We start from the raw sequence: 14,296 nt of genomic DNA on the forward strand, positions 1-14,296 counted from the left end.
CGTGACCGCACACGACTTCCAGCCCGTTGCTCGAGAGATGTTCACCGATCGCGAGCCCCACAGCCGGGTCCAGTTCGCGGGAGTTGCGCATGCGGACGAGATCGTGGTGTCCGAGGACGACTCCGACGAGAAGGGATTCCTGGGCCTGTACCGCCGGGGGGACCGGCTCGTCGGAGCACTCGGGGTGAACCGGCGCAGGTCGACGGCTCGCCTGCGGTCAGCGATCAGCCAGGGGATCTCGTGGTCCGATGCCCTCGCATCGGTCCGCCAGGATCAACCCGCGCTGACCACGCGCAGTCCGGCCTCGTAACCGCTCAGCCGGTTCAGCTTCGTCTCCGTGGCCATGTCGCCGGGAAGCAGGACGATCAGTCGCTGCAGATCGTCGGCGAGCCGCATTGTCTCGAAGCTGAGCGTGAGAGTTCCGACCTCCGGATGTTCCAGGGTGCGGTTCCCGGTCCGCCTCGCTCCCACCGGGCGCCTACCCCAGCGCCGTGTGAACTCCTCACCCGCGGTGTGCGACAGCCGTTCGACGAAGGCGTCGACTTCGGGGTCGCCGCGCCGCAGTTCGTGCAGGTCTGCGACGTGCTCGTCGGCCACGCGCTCCCAATCCGGGTAAGCGGTGCGGGCACGTGAGTCCGTCAGCGTGAACCAGATGAGGTTCGGCTCATCCGCTTCGAACACCCCGAGCGGGCGCACCAAACGGTCGTAGCCGTCAGTCCACGCCAGCAGGTCCGCCATGTGGTTGACGACGAAGCACGGCGCGGGCTCCAGCTGGCGGAGGATCGCCTGCATCGACCGCGTGACGACCCGGGAGCCCTGATGCCGACGCGGGGAAAGCTCGGTTCCGCTTCCAGCGACCGCCAGCTGGTTGAGGAATCCGATCTCCTCGTCGCTGAGCCTCAAGGCCTCGGCGAGCGCCGTGAGCACCTTGCCGGACGGACGCTTGTCGCGGCCCTGCTCCAGCCGCGTCAGATACTCGACGCTGATGCCGGCGAGCGTGGCCAGTTCAGCCCGGCGTAGGCCCGGCGTCCGCCGTCGTGAACCGCTGGGCAGCCCCACTCGCTCCGGCGACACCGATTCACGTCGACTGCGAAGGAACGCCCCCAGTTCACCTTCGGTCATGGCCGCAGTATCGCATCCGCTGGGTGGCCCTACCAGAACTATCCACATCACGGTCTCCCCCGCCGTGCGGTGTTCGCCGCCGGCTTGGCCGTGGGCGCGGCAGGACTCGCCGTGATCGGTCAGGGAAGCGGTCTGGTCGTCGTGGTGACCGGTCCCGTCCTGGTTTTCAGGGGGATCATGCCGATGCTCGCGACCGGCGTGGACATCGTCATCGGTGCGACCCCACCGGAGCGCACCGGGGCGGCTTCAGCGCTCACCGAGACCACCCAGGAACTGGGCATCGCACTGGGGATCGCCATCCTCGGTAGCCTCACCGCCATGGTGTACCGCGCGCAGATGGGCGATCTCCCGGGATTGCCCGAAGCCGCGAAATCCACTCTCGGCGGCGCCAAGGCGTCGGGTCTTCCGGCCGAGCTGCTCGGCCACGCCGAAGGAGCGTTCACCGATGGCCTGCGCCTGGCCTCGGTGGTCTCCGCCATCGTCCTCGCGCTCGCAGCGACCGCCATCGGGCTCCTCCTGCGCCGAGCGCCGACGGACCCGCAGGCCTGATGCTCGGGGTGCTCACGGTCACCGGCCGGGTGAAGGCGGTTCGCCGGAGCGCCAGACGAGTTGGAACGACAGGTGTTCCAACCGCCACCCGGCTGGAACGCGCCGCGGCCGACCGCCAACGTCCCAGTCGTAAGGAGCGCGGGAGGGTCAGTACGCAACACCTGGGTGGACACCACGTTCGCCCGCAACCGGGCTCGGTCGCCGTCGACATCGACGACAGCACCGGAGTTGCGGTGCTGGGTGCCGGCGAACTTCGACAACGCAGCCCGGTGGAACTCCGCCATCCCGATCAGACCGCGGTGCGAGCCGAAGCGTCACGCAACTTCCGAACGTTTCAGAGATCAGCGGGCGGGGCGAAATGCACTTCCCGTTACTAGCGATGGCACGCATTCCTCTCTCCGATGAGAATCGGAAAGCTAGACGGCATGGTGCAGGTCCGCGTCCAGGTCTGCGCATAGTTCTGCCCCGCTCGTGCACACCGGGCACGAGCGGGGCAGGTGGGAAGTCTTGAGCTATCGGCCGTTCAGTCCTGGGGCGGCGGGCCGCTGGCTCCGGAGCCGACGGCCCGCGTCGACTTCTCGCTGCAGCGCGGCGCACGTCTCAGGACGGGAACCCGTAGGACCCAACAGGGTGCAGAAAACCTGTCGTCCTTGATTCGCACCGATCCTCCAGCCCCGCACGGAAGCGCTGGAAAGACACCATCCCGGGCAGCGGACCGGGCAGTTCCGGCGCCGCAGCGAGCTCGACGAAGTCATGCGGATCGTCCAGCTGGTAGCTGATGAACACGAGACTGCCGGGGTCCGTGTCGTTGATCTCCTTGAACACCTCGTTCAACAGCTCCAAGTGGCGTTCGAGCTCGTCCGGCTTCACCCGGTAGCGCATCAGCAAGTGTTGCATCGGCCCCTCCTTCCGCCCGCCCCCAGTTGAGTCCGTCGGGCGCGACGTGCTGATCGTGCACGCCGAACGCCCGCACCGGGAGGCCGCCCGGAGACTGGTCCTGCCAGGGCCACCCTGACCACGCATCGCCGCCAACACCCGATGCCGCGCCTTCAACACCTCACGCCGCGGACTGCGACCCCAGCAACAACATCAACGCCGGATGCGCCGGATCCTCCAGATCAACCGGCCCACCGGCCTCCGGCAACCACAACTCGATCCCGTGGTTCTGCTCGGGCCGCCGAGCCGAAGGGCACGGGACGCCGTCGCGGTTCAGCCCGTCGGCGATCGCCCGGTCTCCCCTGCCACTGAGGTACTCGGCAAAGATCTGCTTCACAACGTCGACGACATCCTCATCGATGGCGAACCCTGGTGGCGGCCTTCGTTGAGAACCTGAGCGTCGATGGCCGCCCGTACCCGGGCCTGCACGTGCTGGCGCTCCGATTCACTCATGCCGCCCAGCACGTTCATCAACATCTTGTGCGACGGGTTGCGCTCGTCGAACTGATCCGAGCGACGGGTGTGCACGGAGTCCCGGTAGTGGCAGAAGTTTCTCCCACCGGTGTGATGTGTTCGCCCCCACCGCGCGGACAGGCAGGATTAGGTTCTCCGGAGGGAAGACGTACGTCCTGGTTCCGCGAGCCAGGACAACCATCGGAGGGAATCAAAGATGCCCCAGCCGCCGGTCACCCGCACCGATCAGACCGTTCCCGACGAGATCGCCCGGCAGATCGTGCTGCCCGAGGGCCACCGCGACGAGGACAAGCTTTTCGCCGCTTACGCTTGGTTGCGCAGGAACGCCCCGCTGTCGCGCGTCGAGGTCGAGGGCTACGACCCGGTCTGGCTCGTCAGCAAACACGCGGACATCATGGAGATCGAGCGGCAGCCTCACATCTTCACCAGCGGTGGCGGCGAGCAGAAGGGTTCGCACAACCCGATCTTCCAAAACAGGGCGGGCGACGAGTTCACCAAGACCCTCACCGGCGGCAGCCTGCGGAACCTGGACACGTTGGCCTACCTGGACCCGCCTGAGCACACCACGATCAAGGCCATCACCAACGACTGGTTCCGGGTCGCCAACCTCAAGAAGTGGGAGGTCACGATCCGGGAGCTTGCTCGCAGCGCGATCGACAAGTTCCTCAAGCCGGGAGTCAACGAGATCGACTTCGTCAAGGACTTCTCGATCTACTACCCGCTGCACGTGATCATGAGCCTTCTCGGGGTGCCCGAGGAGGACGAGCCGAAGATGTTGGCACTGACTCAGGAGTTCTTCGGCGCGGACGACCCGGACCTGGTCCGCGATGACGTCGAGGCCCTGAGACCAGAGGCCGCCGCCGAGCATTGGGCCAACGCGGTGCGGGCCTTCTACGCCTACTTCGACTCCATCGTGAAATCGCGCCGCGAGCACAGCGTCGACGACCTCGCCAACGTCATTGCCAACGCGCGGACCGAGGACGATGAGTTCTTCGCCGAGGCGTACACCTCGAGCTGGTTCGTGGTCATCTCGACCGCCGGGCACGACACCGCGTCCAGCACCCTGGCCAGCATCATCGAGGCCCTCATCGAGAACCCGGACCAGCTGGCCCGCGCTCAGCAGGATCCGAAGACCATCGGCGACCTGGTGAACGAGGGTCTGCGGTGGGCGTCGCCGGCGAAGCACTTCGCCCGTCGCGCTACGCGGGATTACGAGATCCGAGGTGTCACCATCCCCGAGGGCGAGCGGCTGATGCTGCTGTACCAGTCCGCGAACCGGGACGAGGACGTCTTCGAGGACCCGACGATCTTCAACATGGGGCGCAGGCCGAACAAGCACATCGCATTCGGCTACGGCCCGCACATGTGCATCGGCCAGCACCTCGCGAAGATGGAACTGCGCATCATGCTGGAGGAACTGCTGCCTCGCCTGACGTCCATCCAGGCCAACGGCGAGCGGAGGGTCGTGCAGACGAACTTCGTCGGTGGCCTGAAGAACCTCCCGGTCCGGCTGGAGCTCGTGTGAGTCCGGCAGCGGGCGCCGACGCAGTGTGGTCGTGATCGGCGCCGGTCACGGAGGTGCCGCCTCGTGATCCTTGGAGGCGGGTACACAATCACAGATGCTTTCCGACACGAGACGGCGCGGTGCATCGCATCCGCCGTCTTGTTGCGTGTTCTGTCCCTGAGATTCGCTGTTCCAGCGATCGAGCTGCATCCGCTGTCGGTGGATGAGCGCGCCGAGTTGATCGCCGCCCGCGGGACCGCCCGGCGGGTGCCGCTCACGCAGCCGGCGCGCTGCCCAACGCCACCCCGATGGTCTACCGGATCGCCTCGCTGGATCCGCAGGGCCGCACCGCCAAAAGCAGCATCGTCACCGCCCTGGACTGACAAGCCGGGCGACGGCTGCACCTCGAGGTGCTCTCCCACACCACGGCTACCATCCAAACCGACTCCGACAGGGTGTTCACCCTCGCCCGCCGGGTTTTCCGGCCGCTTCGAACCGGGCGCCGCCAGGACTCCCGACTTCCTGGAAGGACCTCATGCTCGCGCCTGCGGCACTGCCACCGGAAACCCTCCTGCTCGCCGCGATCTCGCTGGTCCTGCTGACCGGCATCATCGTCATCCCGCTCACGATGAAACTCGGCCAACCGCCCGTCGTCGGCGAGATCGTCGCCGGGATCGCGCTCGGGCCCAGCGTTCTGGGGCTGCTGCCCGGAAACATCGTCGAAACGCTGTTCCCGCAGGAGGTCCGACCGTACTTGCATTCCGTCTCCCAGATCGGCCTGATGCTGTTCATGTTCCTCACCGGCTGGGAGCTCAACATCGGTCTTCTGCGCAGGCGCGCGCGAACGATCGCGTTCACCTCGGTCTCGTCGATGCTGGTCCCGTTCGGACTGGGCATCGGCGCGGCGATCCTGCTCTACCCGCAACATTCCACCGTGGAAGGACAACCGGTGGACCGGACCGCGTTCATGCTCTACATCGGAACCGCGCTGTCCGTCACGGCGTTGCCCGTGCTGGCACGGATTCTGTCCGACAGGGGAATGCACACCAGCCCGCTCGGTTCACTGGCCCTGGCCTGCGCGGCGGCCGCCGACGTGCTCGCCTGGTCCCTGCTGGCCGTGGTGGTACTCATCGTCCACGCGTCCGGACCCGCTTCTCTGATCGCCACGCTCGCCGGATCGGTGCTCTTCGTGCTGGCGTGCACTTTCATCGTCCGTCCGATGCTCGTGGCGCTCGTTCGCCGTTCGGCCGCGGGGAATTCGTCGGCACCGCTGTTCGTCATCGTCAGTGCGGGAGTTCTGCTCAGCGGCTACACGACATCCCTGCTCGGCATACACGCGATCTTCGGCGCGTTCGTGTTCGGGCTCGTGATGCCGAGATCACCCACCGACCTGCTGCACCGCTCCGTGGAAGTACCGGCCCGCAACACCAGCACCCTGCTGCTACCGATCTTCTTCATCGTCACGGGGCTGTCGGTGGACATCACCGCACTTGACACAGCGGGGCCCATCGATGCACTGCTCATCTTCGCCGCCGCCTGCGCGGGCAAGCTGATCGGCGCCGCCGCGCCCGCCCGCCTATCCGGCATGAGCTGGCGCGACAGCACGGCGCTCGGCGTCCTGATGAACACCCGCGGTCTCACCGAACTCGTCATCCTGGAGATCGGACGCCAACTGCACATCATCGACGGCCAGCTGTTCACGCTGATGACCCTCATGGCGCTGAGCACCACCGCGATGACATCGCCGCTGCTCAGCGCTCTGCGGCTGACGCCCGAACACGCCAGGACCTTCGCACCCGCGCACACCGCGCCGAAATGATGACCGCGCACAGCTGGGCGGTCAGGCCGTCGCCTCTCAATCCAGCGGTCGGTCGCTCGCGGTCCGCGCGAAGAAGATTCCCGCCGTGACACCCTTCCTGCGATGGTTCGGAGATGCACAGCGCAGATCGACTCGACCCCGGGCCCGCGCCGCTCGACCAGCCGATCGCAGCGGGCATCGATGCAGGCGTTGGCCACCGCGAGCGGAACCTCTCGAGGATTCGCCGGAATTCTCCGGTTCCTTCCCGAAGGAGCCTCGCCCAAGGCATGGCCCTCACCGCTCGGGGGATCGCCCCTCTCCCCCCGCAGCGCGGTCTCGAGCATTTTCTTCGTCATAGCCACCGTGTTCCCGGAACGCCTCGTACTCGCCGAGGAGCGTTTCGAGGCTGCGCACCATGAAGGTGTAGAACTCGTGCATGTCGCGCAGGCGCGCACGCTGCCGCTCGGGTAGCGCCGCGTCTCGTGCCTGCGCGTTCTCGGCCAGCGCCAGCAGCTCGGTCGTGCCCTCGATCTGGTGCTGCAAGCAGCCGATCCAGGCATCGTCGCGCCATTCGTACACGTACCGGCGAGATCCCGGTTCCTTGAAACGCCGGACGGTGCCGCTCAGCACCAGCAGGCGCGTCGTCTCGGACATCGAGCCCTTGCTCGCGTGGAGAGCGTCTTGGAGCTGCGCCATCGTCATGGGGTTCTCGCTCAGCATCAGCACCCCCGCGGCACGCCCGGCCATCGGCGGCCAGCCCATCGCGCGCCCGATGTACGAGCCGAAGTCGTCGATCAGGGAGTTCGCATCGTCAGGAGGACCGTCGCCGACACCGCTGGACACCACCGAACTCCCTTCGGTCAATCAGAAATGAACATTCACTATTGACTGAACTTAGCCGAGGCAGAACTATACGGGCCAGCAACGGTCCGGAGATCCCCGGGCCGGTACTCCTGATCCGAAGCCAGGAGGTTCACCGTGACAGACCCGGGCTGGGACATCATCGTCGTAGGAGCGGGCTCCGCAGGCGCGGCCCTCGCCGCTCGGTCGGCCGAGCGCGGCAAGCGCGTCCTCCTCCTGGAAGCCGGTCCCGACTACCGGACGGCGCAGATGCCTGAGGCGTGGCGGTCGCCGAACCCCGCCCGCGCGCTGCTGGATCCCACCGCCGTGGCGGGCTTGGTCTGGGAGGGCGTCAACTCGGCTCGGACCGACGAGCAGCCCCAGGCACCGTACTGGCGCGGCCGGGGTGCGGGCGGCAGCTCGTCGATCAACGGGCAGATCGCCATCCGCCCGCCGATGGAAGATTTCGATGACTGGGCTGCCGCCGGTTGCACCGGATGGTCGCCCGAGGACGTCCTCCCCTACTTCGCCAAGCTCGAGGACGACGAGGAGTTCGGGGACGAGCCCTACCACGGGCGCGGCGGACCGACGCCGATCTTCCGGACGCCGCAGGAACGGTGGGGCGGGGTGGACGGCGCATTGGCGGCGGCGGCCCGGGCCGCCGGACACCTCTGGGCGCCGGACGTGAACGCGCCTGGCGCGTCGGGGGTCTCGCCGTACCCGATCAACTCGCGTGGCGGCCGCCGGGTCACGGTCAACGACGGGTACCTCGAACCGGTTCGGTCGCTACCCGGGCTCACCGTCCGCGGCGACGCGCTGGTCGACCGCGTCGTCTTCAAGAACGGCCGCGCCGTCGGCGTCCGCGTGATCGCGGAAGGCTCGGTGACGACCGAGCACGCCGACGAGGTCGTGCTCAGCGCCGGTGTGGTCCACTCACCGGCAATCCTGATGCGCTCGGGGATCGGCCCGGCGGAGGACCTGTGCCGCCTCGGCATCGCGGTCCTGGCGGATCTCCCGACTGGTCACGGCATGCAGGACCATCCGATGATGGTCGTCGGGCTGCCGCTGACCGCGGGCGCCGCGAGCAAAACCGAGGACGACCGCCACACCAACGTCTGCGTCCGCTACAGCAGCGGTGCGCCCGGCGCAGTCCCTCACGACATGATGCTGGTGTCGCTGAACATGAACGTCCTGTCCATGGCCAGCGCTGACACGCGGTTCCCGATGGGCGGTTTCGGGGTGTGGCTGAACCACAACCACTCGCGCGGAGTGCTGACGCTGACCTCCACCGACCCGCAGGCTCAGCCCGAAGTCCGGGAGCGCATGCTGTCGGACGAGCGCGACCTCGCGCGACTGCGCGATGGTGTCCGCACCCTGGTGGAGATGGCCCGCGGCTCCGAGGCCGCGACGGTCGTCGACGGGTCGATCGAGGACGTCAACAGCGACCTGTTCGCGGTGCTGGACAACGATGTGGCGCTCGACGGCCACCTGCTCGCGACCGCGGTGGACGCCCAGCACGGCACCAGCACCTGCCGGATGGGGGCGCCCGACGACGCCTCCGCGGTGGTCGACCCCTCCTGCCGCGTGCGCGGGGTCGACGGCCTTCGCGTGGTGGACGCATCGATCTTCCCGTCCGTTCCGCGGGCCAACACCAACGTCGCATCGATCATGCTCGGCGAACTGATGGCCGGCCGCCTCAGCTGACCGCCCGCCGACTGGCGAAGGAGTACACCTTCGCTCGCTTCCTCAAGGACGCAGCCGCGGCGCACGGCGACCTGGCCGTTCTGGTCAACAACGCCGGAATCATGCCCAACGGCGGCTTCGTCGACATCGACGAACCAACCAGCTGATGGTTGAGGTGGACCTGTTCGGCGTTCCCTCCGCGGTCGACACCGCGCTCTCCTGTGGTTTCGACGTGAAACCCATCCCCAAGGCCATGCCGGACGACATCGCCGAGGCCGTCCTCCCATCGCTGACCAGCCGCAAAGCAGAGATGGCGGTGCCGGGCTACGCGGGAGTGCTGGCAGCAGTCGCGGCGGTGATGCCCGAACCGGTCCTCAACGCCGTTCGACGACTGCTCCGCGACGACCGCGCGCTGCACCCCGACACCGAAAAGCGCGCGGCGTACCGGGCCAGCCTTGAGAACCGCTTCGGAACCTCCGAGGTACCTGGTCAGTCGTTGACCAGGCCGCCGTCGACCACCAGGTTCTGGCCCGTGACGGCCCGCGACCAGGGTGAGGCGAAGAACAGAGCCGCGTCGGCGAACTCCTCGGGTGTCACCACGCGACGCAGCGGCGTGTTCGCGGCGATCGCGTCGAACACCGCCTCGGGAGTGGCGGCGCTCGCGTCGGTGGTGCGCAGCAGCCCACCCGAAACCATGTTGACCGCGATGCCATCGGGACCGAGATCGGCAGCGAGGGTGCGGGTCAGCGACAGTAGAGCCGCCTTCGCAGCCGTGTAGTCGTGATAGGGAACGACCGGGTTCTGGAACAGGTTGGTGCCGACGTTGATGATCCGGCCAGCACCGAGTTCTCGCATGCCCGGCAGAGCCGCCTGCGTGGTGTGCAGCGCACCGCGGACGCTGCCCTCGAACTGTCCGGCGAACTCGCCCCACGTGATCGGGTCGGCGTGCGAGCGGGCGTCGCCGTTGAAAGCGAAATCGGCAAGAGCGTTGTTGACCACCGTCGTCACCGGAGTCCCGAAACGCTCATGGGCCGTGGCGAACAGGGCATCGACCTGGGCTTGGTCCGTGACGTCGGCCGCGACAGCGATCACCTGGTCGCCGAGCTCGCCGGCCAGAGCTTCAGCCTGTTCACGACTGCCGCGATAGTCGATCACGACGCGCGCGCCCTGCTTCGTGAACGCGCGCACCAACGCGGCGCCCAGTCCGCGCCCGCCTCCGGTCACCACGACAAGCTGGTCGGCGAAATCCATACGCCGCACGGTAGCGGCCAGAAGTCAGACACCGGTGCCGCGGTACCCGTGACGCCCTAAGAGGAGAACGCGTCTTTCGCTTGGCCCTCAGCCACATTTGGCATCGAACCCATCCCGTCGCACTGACCTTGGAAATGCACGCCGCTTGATGGCGATGACCAGTGGCCGCGGCGGTCACCGCCCATACCGGCGACTGCCGCGTGGCTTTGCTCGTCCGCGCGGTTTCATCGATCCGCGCGGAGAATCTCGGATCGCCGCTGCGCCCGGGCGGACAGGTGCAAGACTGTCTTGGTGCATCCCGTTCCGCCCCCTACTGCGACCACCTTCGTCATCACCCGTTCTCCGCACGCGTACCAGCGCGAACTCCGGCGCATGCGGATCCCGATCATCGCCCAGTCCGTGGTGGTCGTAACCCAGTTGGCGGCAGGCACCACCCTCACTGCACTCGGAAGCATCAGCGGGTTCGTGTACTTCCCTCTCGCTCTGCTCTTCGCTCTTGGCCTCGGCCTCTACCTGCGCATGTACCGGGTGCACGCCGCGATGCGTGGTCTCCAGCTGGTTCTCGCCCCAGCCGGGGTGACCTACGTTTCGGAAGCCGGTACGTTCACAGCACCTTGGGCCGCGGTGAAGCGGGTTCGCCTGCGCCGGGGCCGGTGGATCTCGGTGCGGGTGCCGCACTGGGGAGGCCCGATCAGCAGCTTCGGCCTGGCCGGTGAACTGATCATGCCGCTCCAAGACACAGGACTGAGCTGGCACGACATCCACGGCGCGGTCACCTACATCAGCAATGGCACGGTCACACCGTCACCGCACTGACGTTGGCTCGATTGGTGAGACGTGGTCGAGCTGGGAGTGTCGTCGCTGGCAGTTGCAGAAGATCTCGATGTAGCTGAAGATCTCGTTCGCCAGGTCGAGCCGTGCCCTGCCTCCGGCGAAGCGAGGAACCTCAACCGGGGCTCAGCCGCGCAGCGCGTACTGGCGGATCCAGTCGACCTCCATGCTTCCGGGCCCGCGCGGGCCGTCGCCAGGGAACCAGTCGAGCTGGATGGTGGGGTGCATGGGCCGCGGTGGGAAGGTCGCCGGGTCCTGGGAGCGGAAGAACTCGACGCCGTCGACGTAACCGACGATGTGGTCCGGGGTCCACTCGACCGCGTAGACGTGCCACTGGGTGGTGTCCACTGGCCGCGTGGCGGAGACCTGGTCGTTGTCCGACCCGAAGTGGAGGAAGAACTCCAGATTCTGCCGCTGCTGGTCGGAGACCTCGGAGTAGTCGACCTCACCGCCTTCCGGGAAGTCCTCCGCGTCCGGCCACAGGGTCAGCACCTGGTGGTAGGCGGCGGTTCCCGGCGCGTAGCGGGCACGGGTTTCCCAGCGTCCGTACCGCTGTCCTGCGTTCCAGGACATGCCACCGGTGGTGCCGTCCGCGGTGCCGTCGATGTGCAGAACCCCGTTGACGACGTTGATCTGCTCCGGAGAGCGAACACCTTCGCCGGCGTGGCCCGGGCCGTCGTACCGATACCAGCTGGGGTCGAGCGCCGGCCGGTTGAAGTCGTCCTCCCGCACCAGGGACCAGCCGGCCTCGGCTGGTACGGCCTGCGGCGGTACCGCGAGGAGGGACCCGAACAAGCCGCAGCTCAGGGAGATCAGGCATCGGGCGTGGAAAGCGTGCACTGGATCCTCCAGATGGGTGAGAGTGCGTCACGCTAAGCCCTGCCACGCCCGGAAATCCCGGGATCGGTGACAAAACCCCTCTCACCTGCCGTAGCGCTGCACGATGTCGCGGGCCATCTGGTAGGTCTCCGGGCTGGACTCGACGTACTTCTCCTGCCAGAAGCTCCACGCGAACAGCCCTCGCGCGGTGAGCGAGGAAATCCGATCCGGTGCGAAGACCTGGCTGAGATCGCTGCGCGCCCGCGCGCCCGATTCATCCTTGTTCGGGCCGAAATTGGACACCATGATGGGGCCGTACCGACCGAGCTCGTCGACCATGCTGGTGACGTCGCGGGAGTTGTCCTCCGACTCGAAGGCGTTGAAGCTCTGGAAATCCGAGATCGCCAGGACGTCGGAGAAGTACTGCATGAGCGATCGACCCTCACCGATGTCAGGATCGTCGTGCGAGGCCTGCCAACCGTTCCAGTTCAGCGCGACTCGTGCGTTCGGAGCGTACCGGTGGAAGATCTGCCGCACCTCGCGGTAGCGGTCCTTGAGCGCGTCGTAGTAGTTCCGGGTCTGCGGGTCGGCGTTGTAGCCGGTCTGGTCCTTGCCGCAGATCGTCTTCTCCGGCCCGTCCAAGACCGAGACGTACAGCGGTGGACCGTCGGGTGCGCCGGCGAAGGCCGTCGCGAGCCTGCGCATGTCGTCCAGGAATCCGGCCGACAGCGGGTACGCCAAGCCGCAGGCGGGACCGTGCACGGTGTCGACCTGCTCCGGGGACTCGAAGCCGGGGTGGATGATCAGATGCATCGCCTTCCCCCGGGCGTAGTGGCCTGGGACGAGATCACGGCTCCAGGCCTCGTACCGCGGTAGTTCGTCCGGCCCGTCGAACCAGGTCGTGAGCATCCCGATGGGTGCTTGGCCGACGAGGCGCTGCTGGTCCGCGGTCGAGGCCTTGGGCCCCATGCCGAACAGCAGCCGGGGCTGTTCTCCGGGGATGGTCGCGACGTGCGGCACCGAACGTCGGGGGGCGGTCCCGCCGAGTCGAAGTTCGGCGGGCACCGGATCTTCCTCCGTGTTGAACAGCGCGGGAGCGGCCACGGCAGCGCCGAGAACGAGCATCGCGCACGCGGTCAGCGAAGTGGCCAGCACCCATCGGTCTCGCAGTCGCCCCGGGAAGCGCCGCTGGGCGCCCTCGGCCGCCGCATCGCCGGGCTCGGGCTCCGCCGCGGCTCCCGCGCCGGCGGTGACTGCCTCCGTCTCGGGTGTCGGGTTCCCGACCACTTGGGGCTGCGGGTCTGCCAGCGTCTCCTGGAGCTGTGTCTCCCGGACCGGCTCAGGGATGGGCTCGTTGCTCTGTTTCACGAGTTCGGGGAACACTGCTCGCAGTGCCTTCCCCGGGCCGCCGCCGGTGGCGGCCCGGATGTGTTCCAGCGCCTCGCCGTACTCGGTCGACGCCTCGGCGCGGCGACCATCCTGCATGAGCGCGGTGATCAGAAGCGCCCAGGCCCGTTCATCGATCGGGTTCTCGGCTACGACAGCCCGCAGCTTGGACACCGCCTCGTCCGGACGCCCGGCGGCCGTGCGACAGCCAGCGAGGTGCATCCTGGCCGCCCGCCGCACTTCCTGCAGGTTCGGGGCCCCGGTGCCGACATGCCTGTCGGCGAACCCCGGATCCATGAAGCCTTGCCATAACGAGAGTGCGTCCTGCAGGTAGCGCTCGGCCCGCTCGGTTTCGCCGTCGTCCAGCGCTGCCTTGCCGCGGGCGACGAGTCGCTCGAAGACATCGGCGTCGAGCTCATCCTCGGAAACGGTCAGCCGGTACTTGCCCACGCCGCTGGCGATCGGCGACGTCTCCCCTTCTCGTGCCAGAAGCCCCCGAAGCCTGAAGACATAGCCCTTCAGGTTCGCGTTCACCGTCTTCGGCGGTGCCGCGCCCCAGAGCGCCTCGATCAGATCCCGGGAGTCGACCCAGCCGTTGCGCCGCATCAGCAGCTCGATGAGCAGTGCGCTCAGCTTGCCCTGCGTGACTTCGGTGATCGAGCCGTTGGACTTGCGCACGCGCAGCGGCCCCAGCACGAAGTACCGGATGGTTCCCACGTGGGGCTCGCGCACTGTTCCACACTCCTCGCCGCGCTCGGACCGCGGGCAGTCTACCGATCTGTCACTCACCGTATGCATGCCGTGTGACCTGCGTGATGTACCGCGGATGCACCGGATTCCACCGGTGATCAACCGGCGTCCGCAGGATCTGTCCTGCGATCGGCGCACGGCCCGGCCCGGCAGTGCTCGGGGGCGGGGCAGCCCGGCGATGGATGAGTTGTTGCTCGCCTCCACTGCGCGGGGTGCGGAGGCGAGCAGCGGCCCTCGCGGAGATGCCCCGGCCGGCCAGGTCGGCCCGATCGTGGTGCGGGTGGAGCCGGACGGTTCCACCCGCACCGACCGACCACCCGAAGACATCGCCCCGCTGCAACGAGCGTGGCGCG

14 protein-coding genes and 1 pseudogene are annotated in these 14,296 nt (G+C 67.7%); 6 read left to right on the plus strand and 9 right to left on the minus strand.

Translation table 11 applies throughout. From position 1 onward, the window contains the following. Positions 1-37: 37 nt before the first annotated feature. Positions 38-310, plus strand: a complete 273-nt coding sequence (locus FHU35_RS01325; RefSeq protein WP_145735856.1) for an oxidoreductase C-terminal domain-containing protein — start codon at positions 38-40, stop codon at positions 308-310. Here FHU35_RS01325 and FHU35_RS01330 read toward each other — a convergent pair. Next, positions 274-1,122 (minus strand): helix-turn-helix domain-containing protein, encoded by an 849-nt coding sequence (locus FHU35_RS01330; protein WP_145735859.1) that lies wholly within the window; start codon positions 1,120-1,122, stop codon positions 274-276. The two genes, FHU35_RS01325 and FHU35_RS01330, sit on opposite strands and share 37 nt — an antisense overlap. Before the next feature lie 111 nt (positions 1,123-1,233). On the opposite strand from FHU35_RS01330, the gene FHU35_RS29785 reads away from it, so the two are divergent. Next, a complete protein-coding gene (locus FHU35_RS29785) occupies positions 1,234-1,671 on the plus strand; it encodes an MFS transporter (RefSeq protein WP_246110005.1) in 438 nt (145 codons plus the stop codon). A 143-nt stretch (positions 1,672-1,814) separates the two neighbouring features. On the opposite strand, the pseudogene FHU35_RS30365 reads toward FHU35_RS29785, so the two are convergent. The 4 genes and pseudogenes from FHU35_RS30365 to FHU35_RS29795 all read right to left on the minus strand — a co-directional run. Then, a pseudogene (locus FHU35_RS30365) lies at positions 1,815-1,967 on the minus strand (nuclear transport factor 2 family protein); the annotation flags it as partial. Positions 1,968-2,271: 304 nt separating this feature from the next. Next, a complete protein-coding gene (locus FHU35_RS29125; protein ID WP_186459348.1) occupies positions 2,272-2,568 on the minus strand; it encodes a hypothetical protein in 297 nt (98 codons plus the stop codon). Between the two features lie 160 nt (positions 2,569-2,728). Continuing rightward, positions 2,729-2,944 carry a recombinase family protein gene (locus FHU35_RS29790; RefSeq protein ID WP_246110006.1) on the minus strand — a complete coding sequence of 72 codons (216 nt, stop codon included), beginning with the start codon at positions 2,942-2,944 and terminating at the stop codon, positions 2,729-2,731. Further along, the gene (locus FHU35_RS29795; protein ID WP_246110007.1) at positions 2,941-3,135 is read right to left on the minus strand and encodes a recombinase family protein; all 195 of its coding nucleotides are present in this window, start codon (positions 3,133-3,135) and stop codon (positions 2,941-2,943) included. Before FHU35_RS29795 ends, FHU35_RS29790 begins: the two co-directional genes overlap by 4 nt. 142 nt (positions 3,136-3,277) lie before the next feature. Here FHU35_RS29795 and FHU35_RS01350 point away from each other — a divergent pair, with 142 nt between their 5' ends. Both FHU35_RS01350 and FHU35_RS01355 read left to right on the plus strand, forming a co-directional pair. Beyond that, complete coding sequence (locus tag FHU35_RS01350) at positions 3,278-4,606, plus strand: cytochrome P450 (RefSeq protein ID WP_145735863.1); 1,329 nt, start codon at positions 3,278-3,280, stop codon at positions 4,604-4,606. Positions 4,607-5,120: 514 nt separating this feature from the next. Next, on the plus strand, positions 5,121-6,404 hold the full coding sequence (locus FHU35_RS01355) for a cation:proton antiporter domain-containing protein (RefSeq protein WP_145735865.1): 1,284 nt from the start codon (positions 5,121-5,123) through the stop codon (positions 6,402-6,404). Between the two features lie 273 nt (positions 6,405-6,677). Here the strand turns inward: FHU35_RS01355 and FHU35_RS01360 are convergent, their stop codons facing one another. Then, entirely contained in the window at positions 6,678-7,226 is a 549-nt protein-coding gene (locus tag FHU35_RS01360) for a GbsR/MarR family transcriptional regulator (RefSeq protein WP_222429256.1), read from the minus strand. Between the two features lie 135 nt (positions 7,227-7,361). Here FHU35_RS01360 and FHU35_RS01365 point away from each other — a divergent pair, with 135 nt between their 5' ends. Further along, entirely contained in the window at positions 7,362-8,927 is a 1,566-nt protein-coding gene (locus FHU35_RS01365) for a GMC family oxidoreductase (protein WP_145735867.1), read from the plus strand. Between the two features lie 468 nt (positions 8,928-9,395). Here FHU35_RS01365 and FHU35_RS01370 read toward each other — a convergent pair whose 3' ends face one another. Beyond that, on the minus strand, positions 9,396-10,157 hold the full coding sequence (locus FHU35_RS01370) for a 3-oxoacyl-ACP reductase (RefSeq protein WP_145735869.1): 762 nt from the start codon (positions 10,155-10,157) through the stop codon (positions 9,396-9,398). 372 nt (positions 10,158-10,529) lie between these two features. Between FHU35_RS01370 and FHU35_RS01375 the strand changes: the two genes are divergently transcribed. Further along, positions 10,530-10,973: a PH domain-containing protein gene (locus FHU35_RS01375; RefSeq protein WP_145735871.1), complete on the plus strand. Its 444-nt coding sequence runs from the start codon at positions 10,530-10,532 to the stop codon at positions 10,971-10,973. Between the two features lie 141 nt (positions 10,974-11,114). Here FHU35_RS01375 and FHU35_RS01380 read toward each other — a convergent pair whose 3' ends face one another. Together FHU35_RS01380 and FHU35_RS01385 are read right to left on the minus strand one after the other, a co-directional pair. Beyond that, complete coding sequence (locus FHU35_RS01380; RefSeq protein WP_186459211.1) at positions 11,115-11,828, minus strand: glycoside hydrolase family 16 protein; 714 nt, start codon at positions 11,826-11,828, stop codon at positions 11,115-11,117. Positions 11,829-11,909: 81 nt separating this feature from the next. Continuing rightward, positions 11,910-13,925: an AfsR/SARP family transcriptional regulator gene (locus tag FHU35_RS01385; protein WP_186459212.1), complete on the minus strand. Its 2,016-nt coding sequence runs from the start codon at positions 13,923-13,925 to the stop codon at positions 11,910-11,912. Between the last annotated feature and the right edge of the window lie 371 nt (positions 13,926-14,296).

The sequence above is a fragment of the Saccharopolyspora dendranthemae genome, from assembly GCF_007829955.1.
In the GTDB taxonomy this organism is placed as follows: domain Bacteria; phylum Actinomycetota; class Actinomycetes; order Mycobacteriales; family Pseudonocardiaceae; genus Saccharopolyspora; species Saccharopolyspora dendranthemae.

Excerpts from the sequence above, each read along its gene's own strand:
- FHU35_RS01370 (WP_145735869.1), bottom strand. The coding sequence starts at position 10,157 with ATGGATTTCGCCGACCAGCTTGTCGTGGTGACCGGAGGCGGGCGCGGA.
- FHU35_RS01355 (WP_145735865.1), top strand. The coding sequence starts at position 5,121 with ATGCTCGCGCCTGCGGCACTGCCACCGGAAACCCTCCTGCTCGCCGCG.
- FHU35_RS01330 (WP_145735859.1), bottom strand. The coding sequence starts at position 1,122 with ATGACCGAAGGTGAACTGGGGGCGTTCCTTCGCAGTCGACGTGAATCG.
- FHU35_RS01350 (WP_145735863.1), top strand. The coding sequence starts at position 3,278 with ATGCCCCAGCCGCCGGTCACCCGCACCGATCAGACCGTTCCCGACGAG.
- FHU35_RS01325 (WP_145735856.1), top strand. The coding sequence starts at position 38 with ATGTTCACCGATCGCGAGCCCCACAGCCGGGTCCAGTTCGCGGGAGTT.
- FHU35_RS29125 (WP_186459348.1), bottom strand. The coding sequence starts at position 2,568 with ATGCAACACTTGCTGATGCGCTACCGGGTGAAGCCGGACGAGCTCGAA.
- FHU35_RS01375 (WP_145735871.1), top strand. The coding sequence starts at position 10,530 with ATGCGGATCCCGATCATCGCCCAGTCCGTGGTGGTCGTAACCCAGTTG.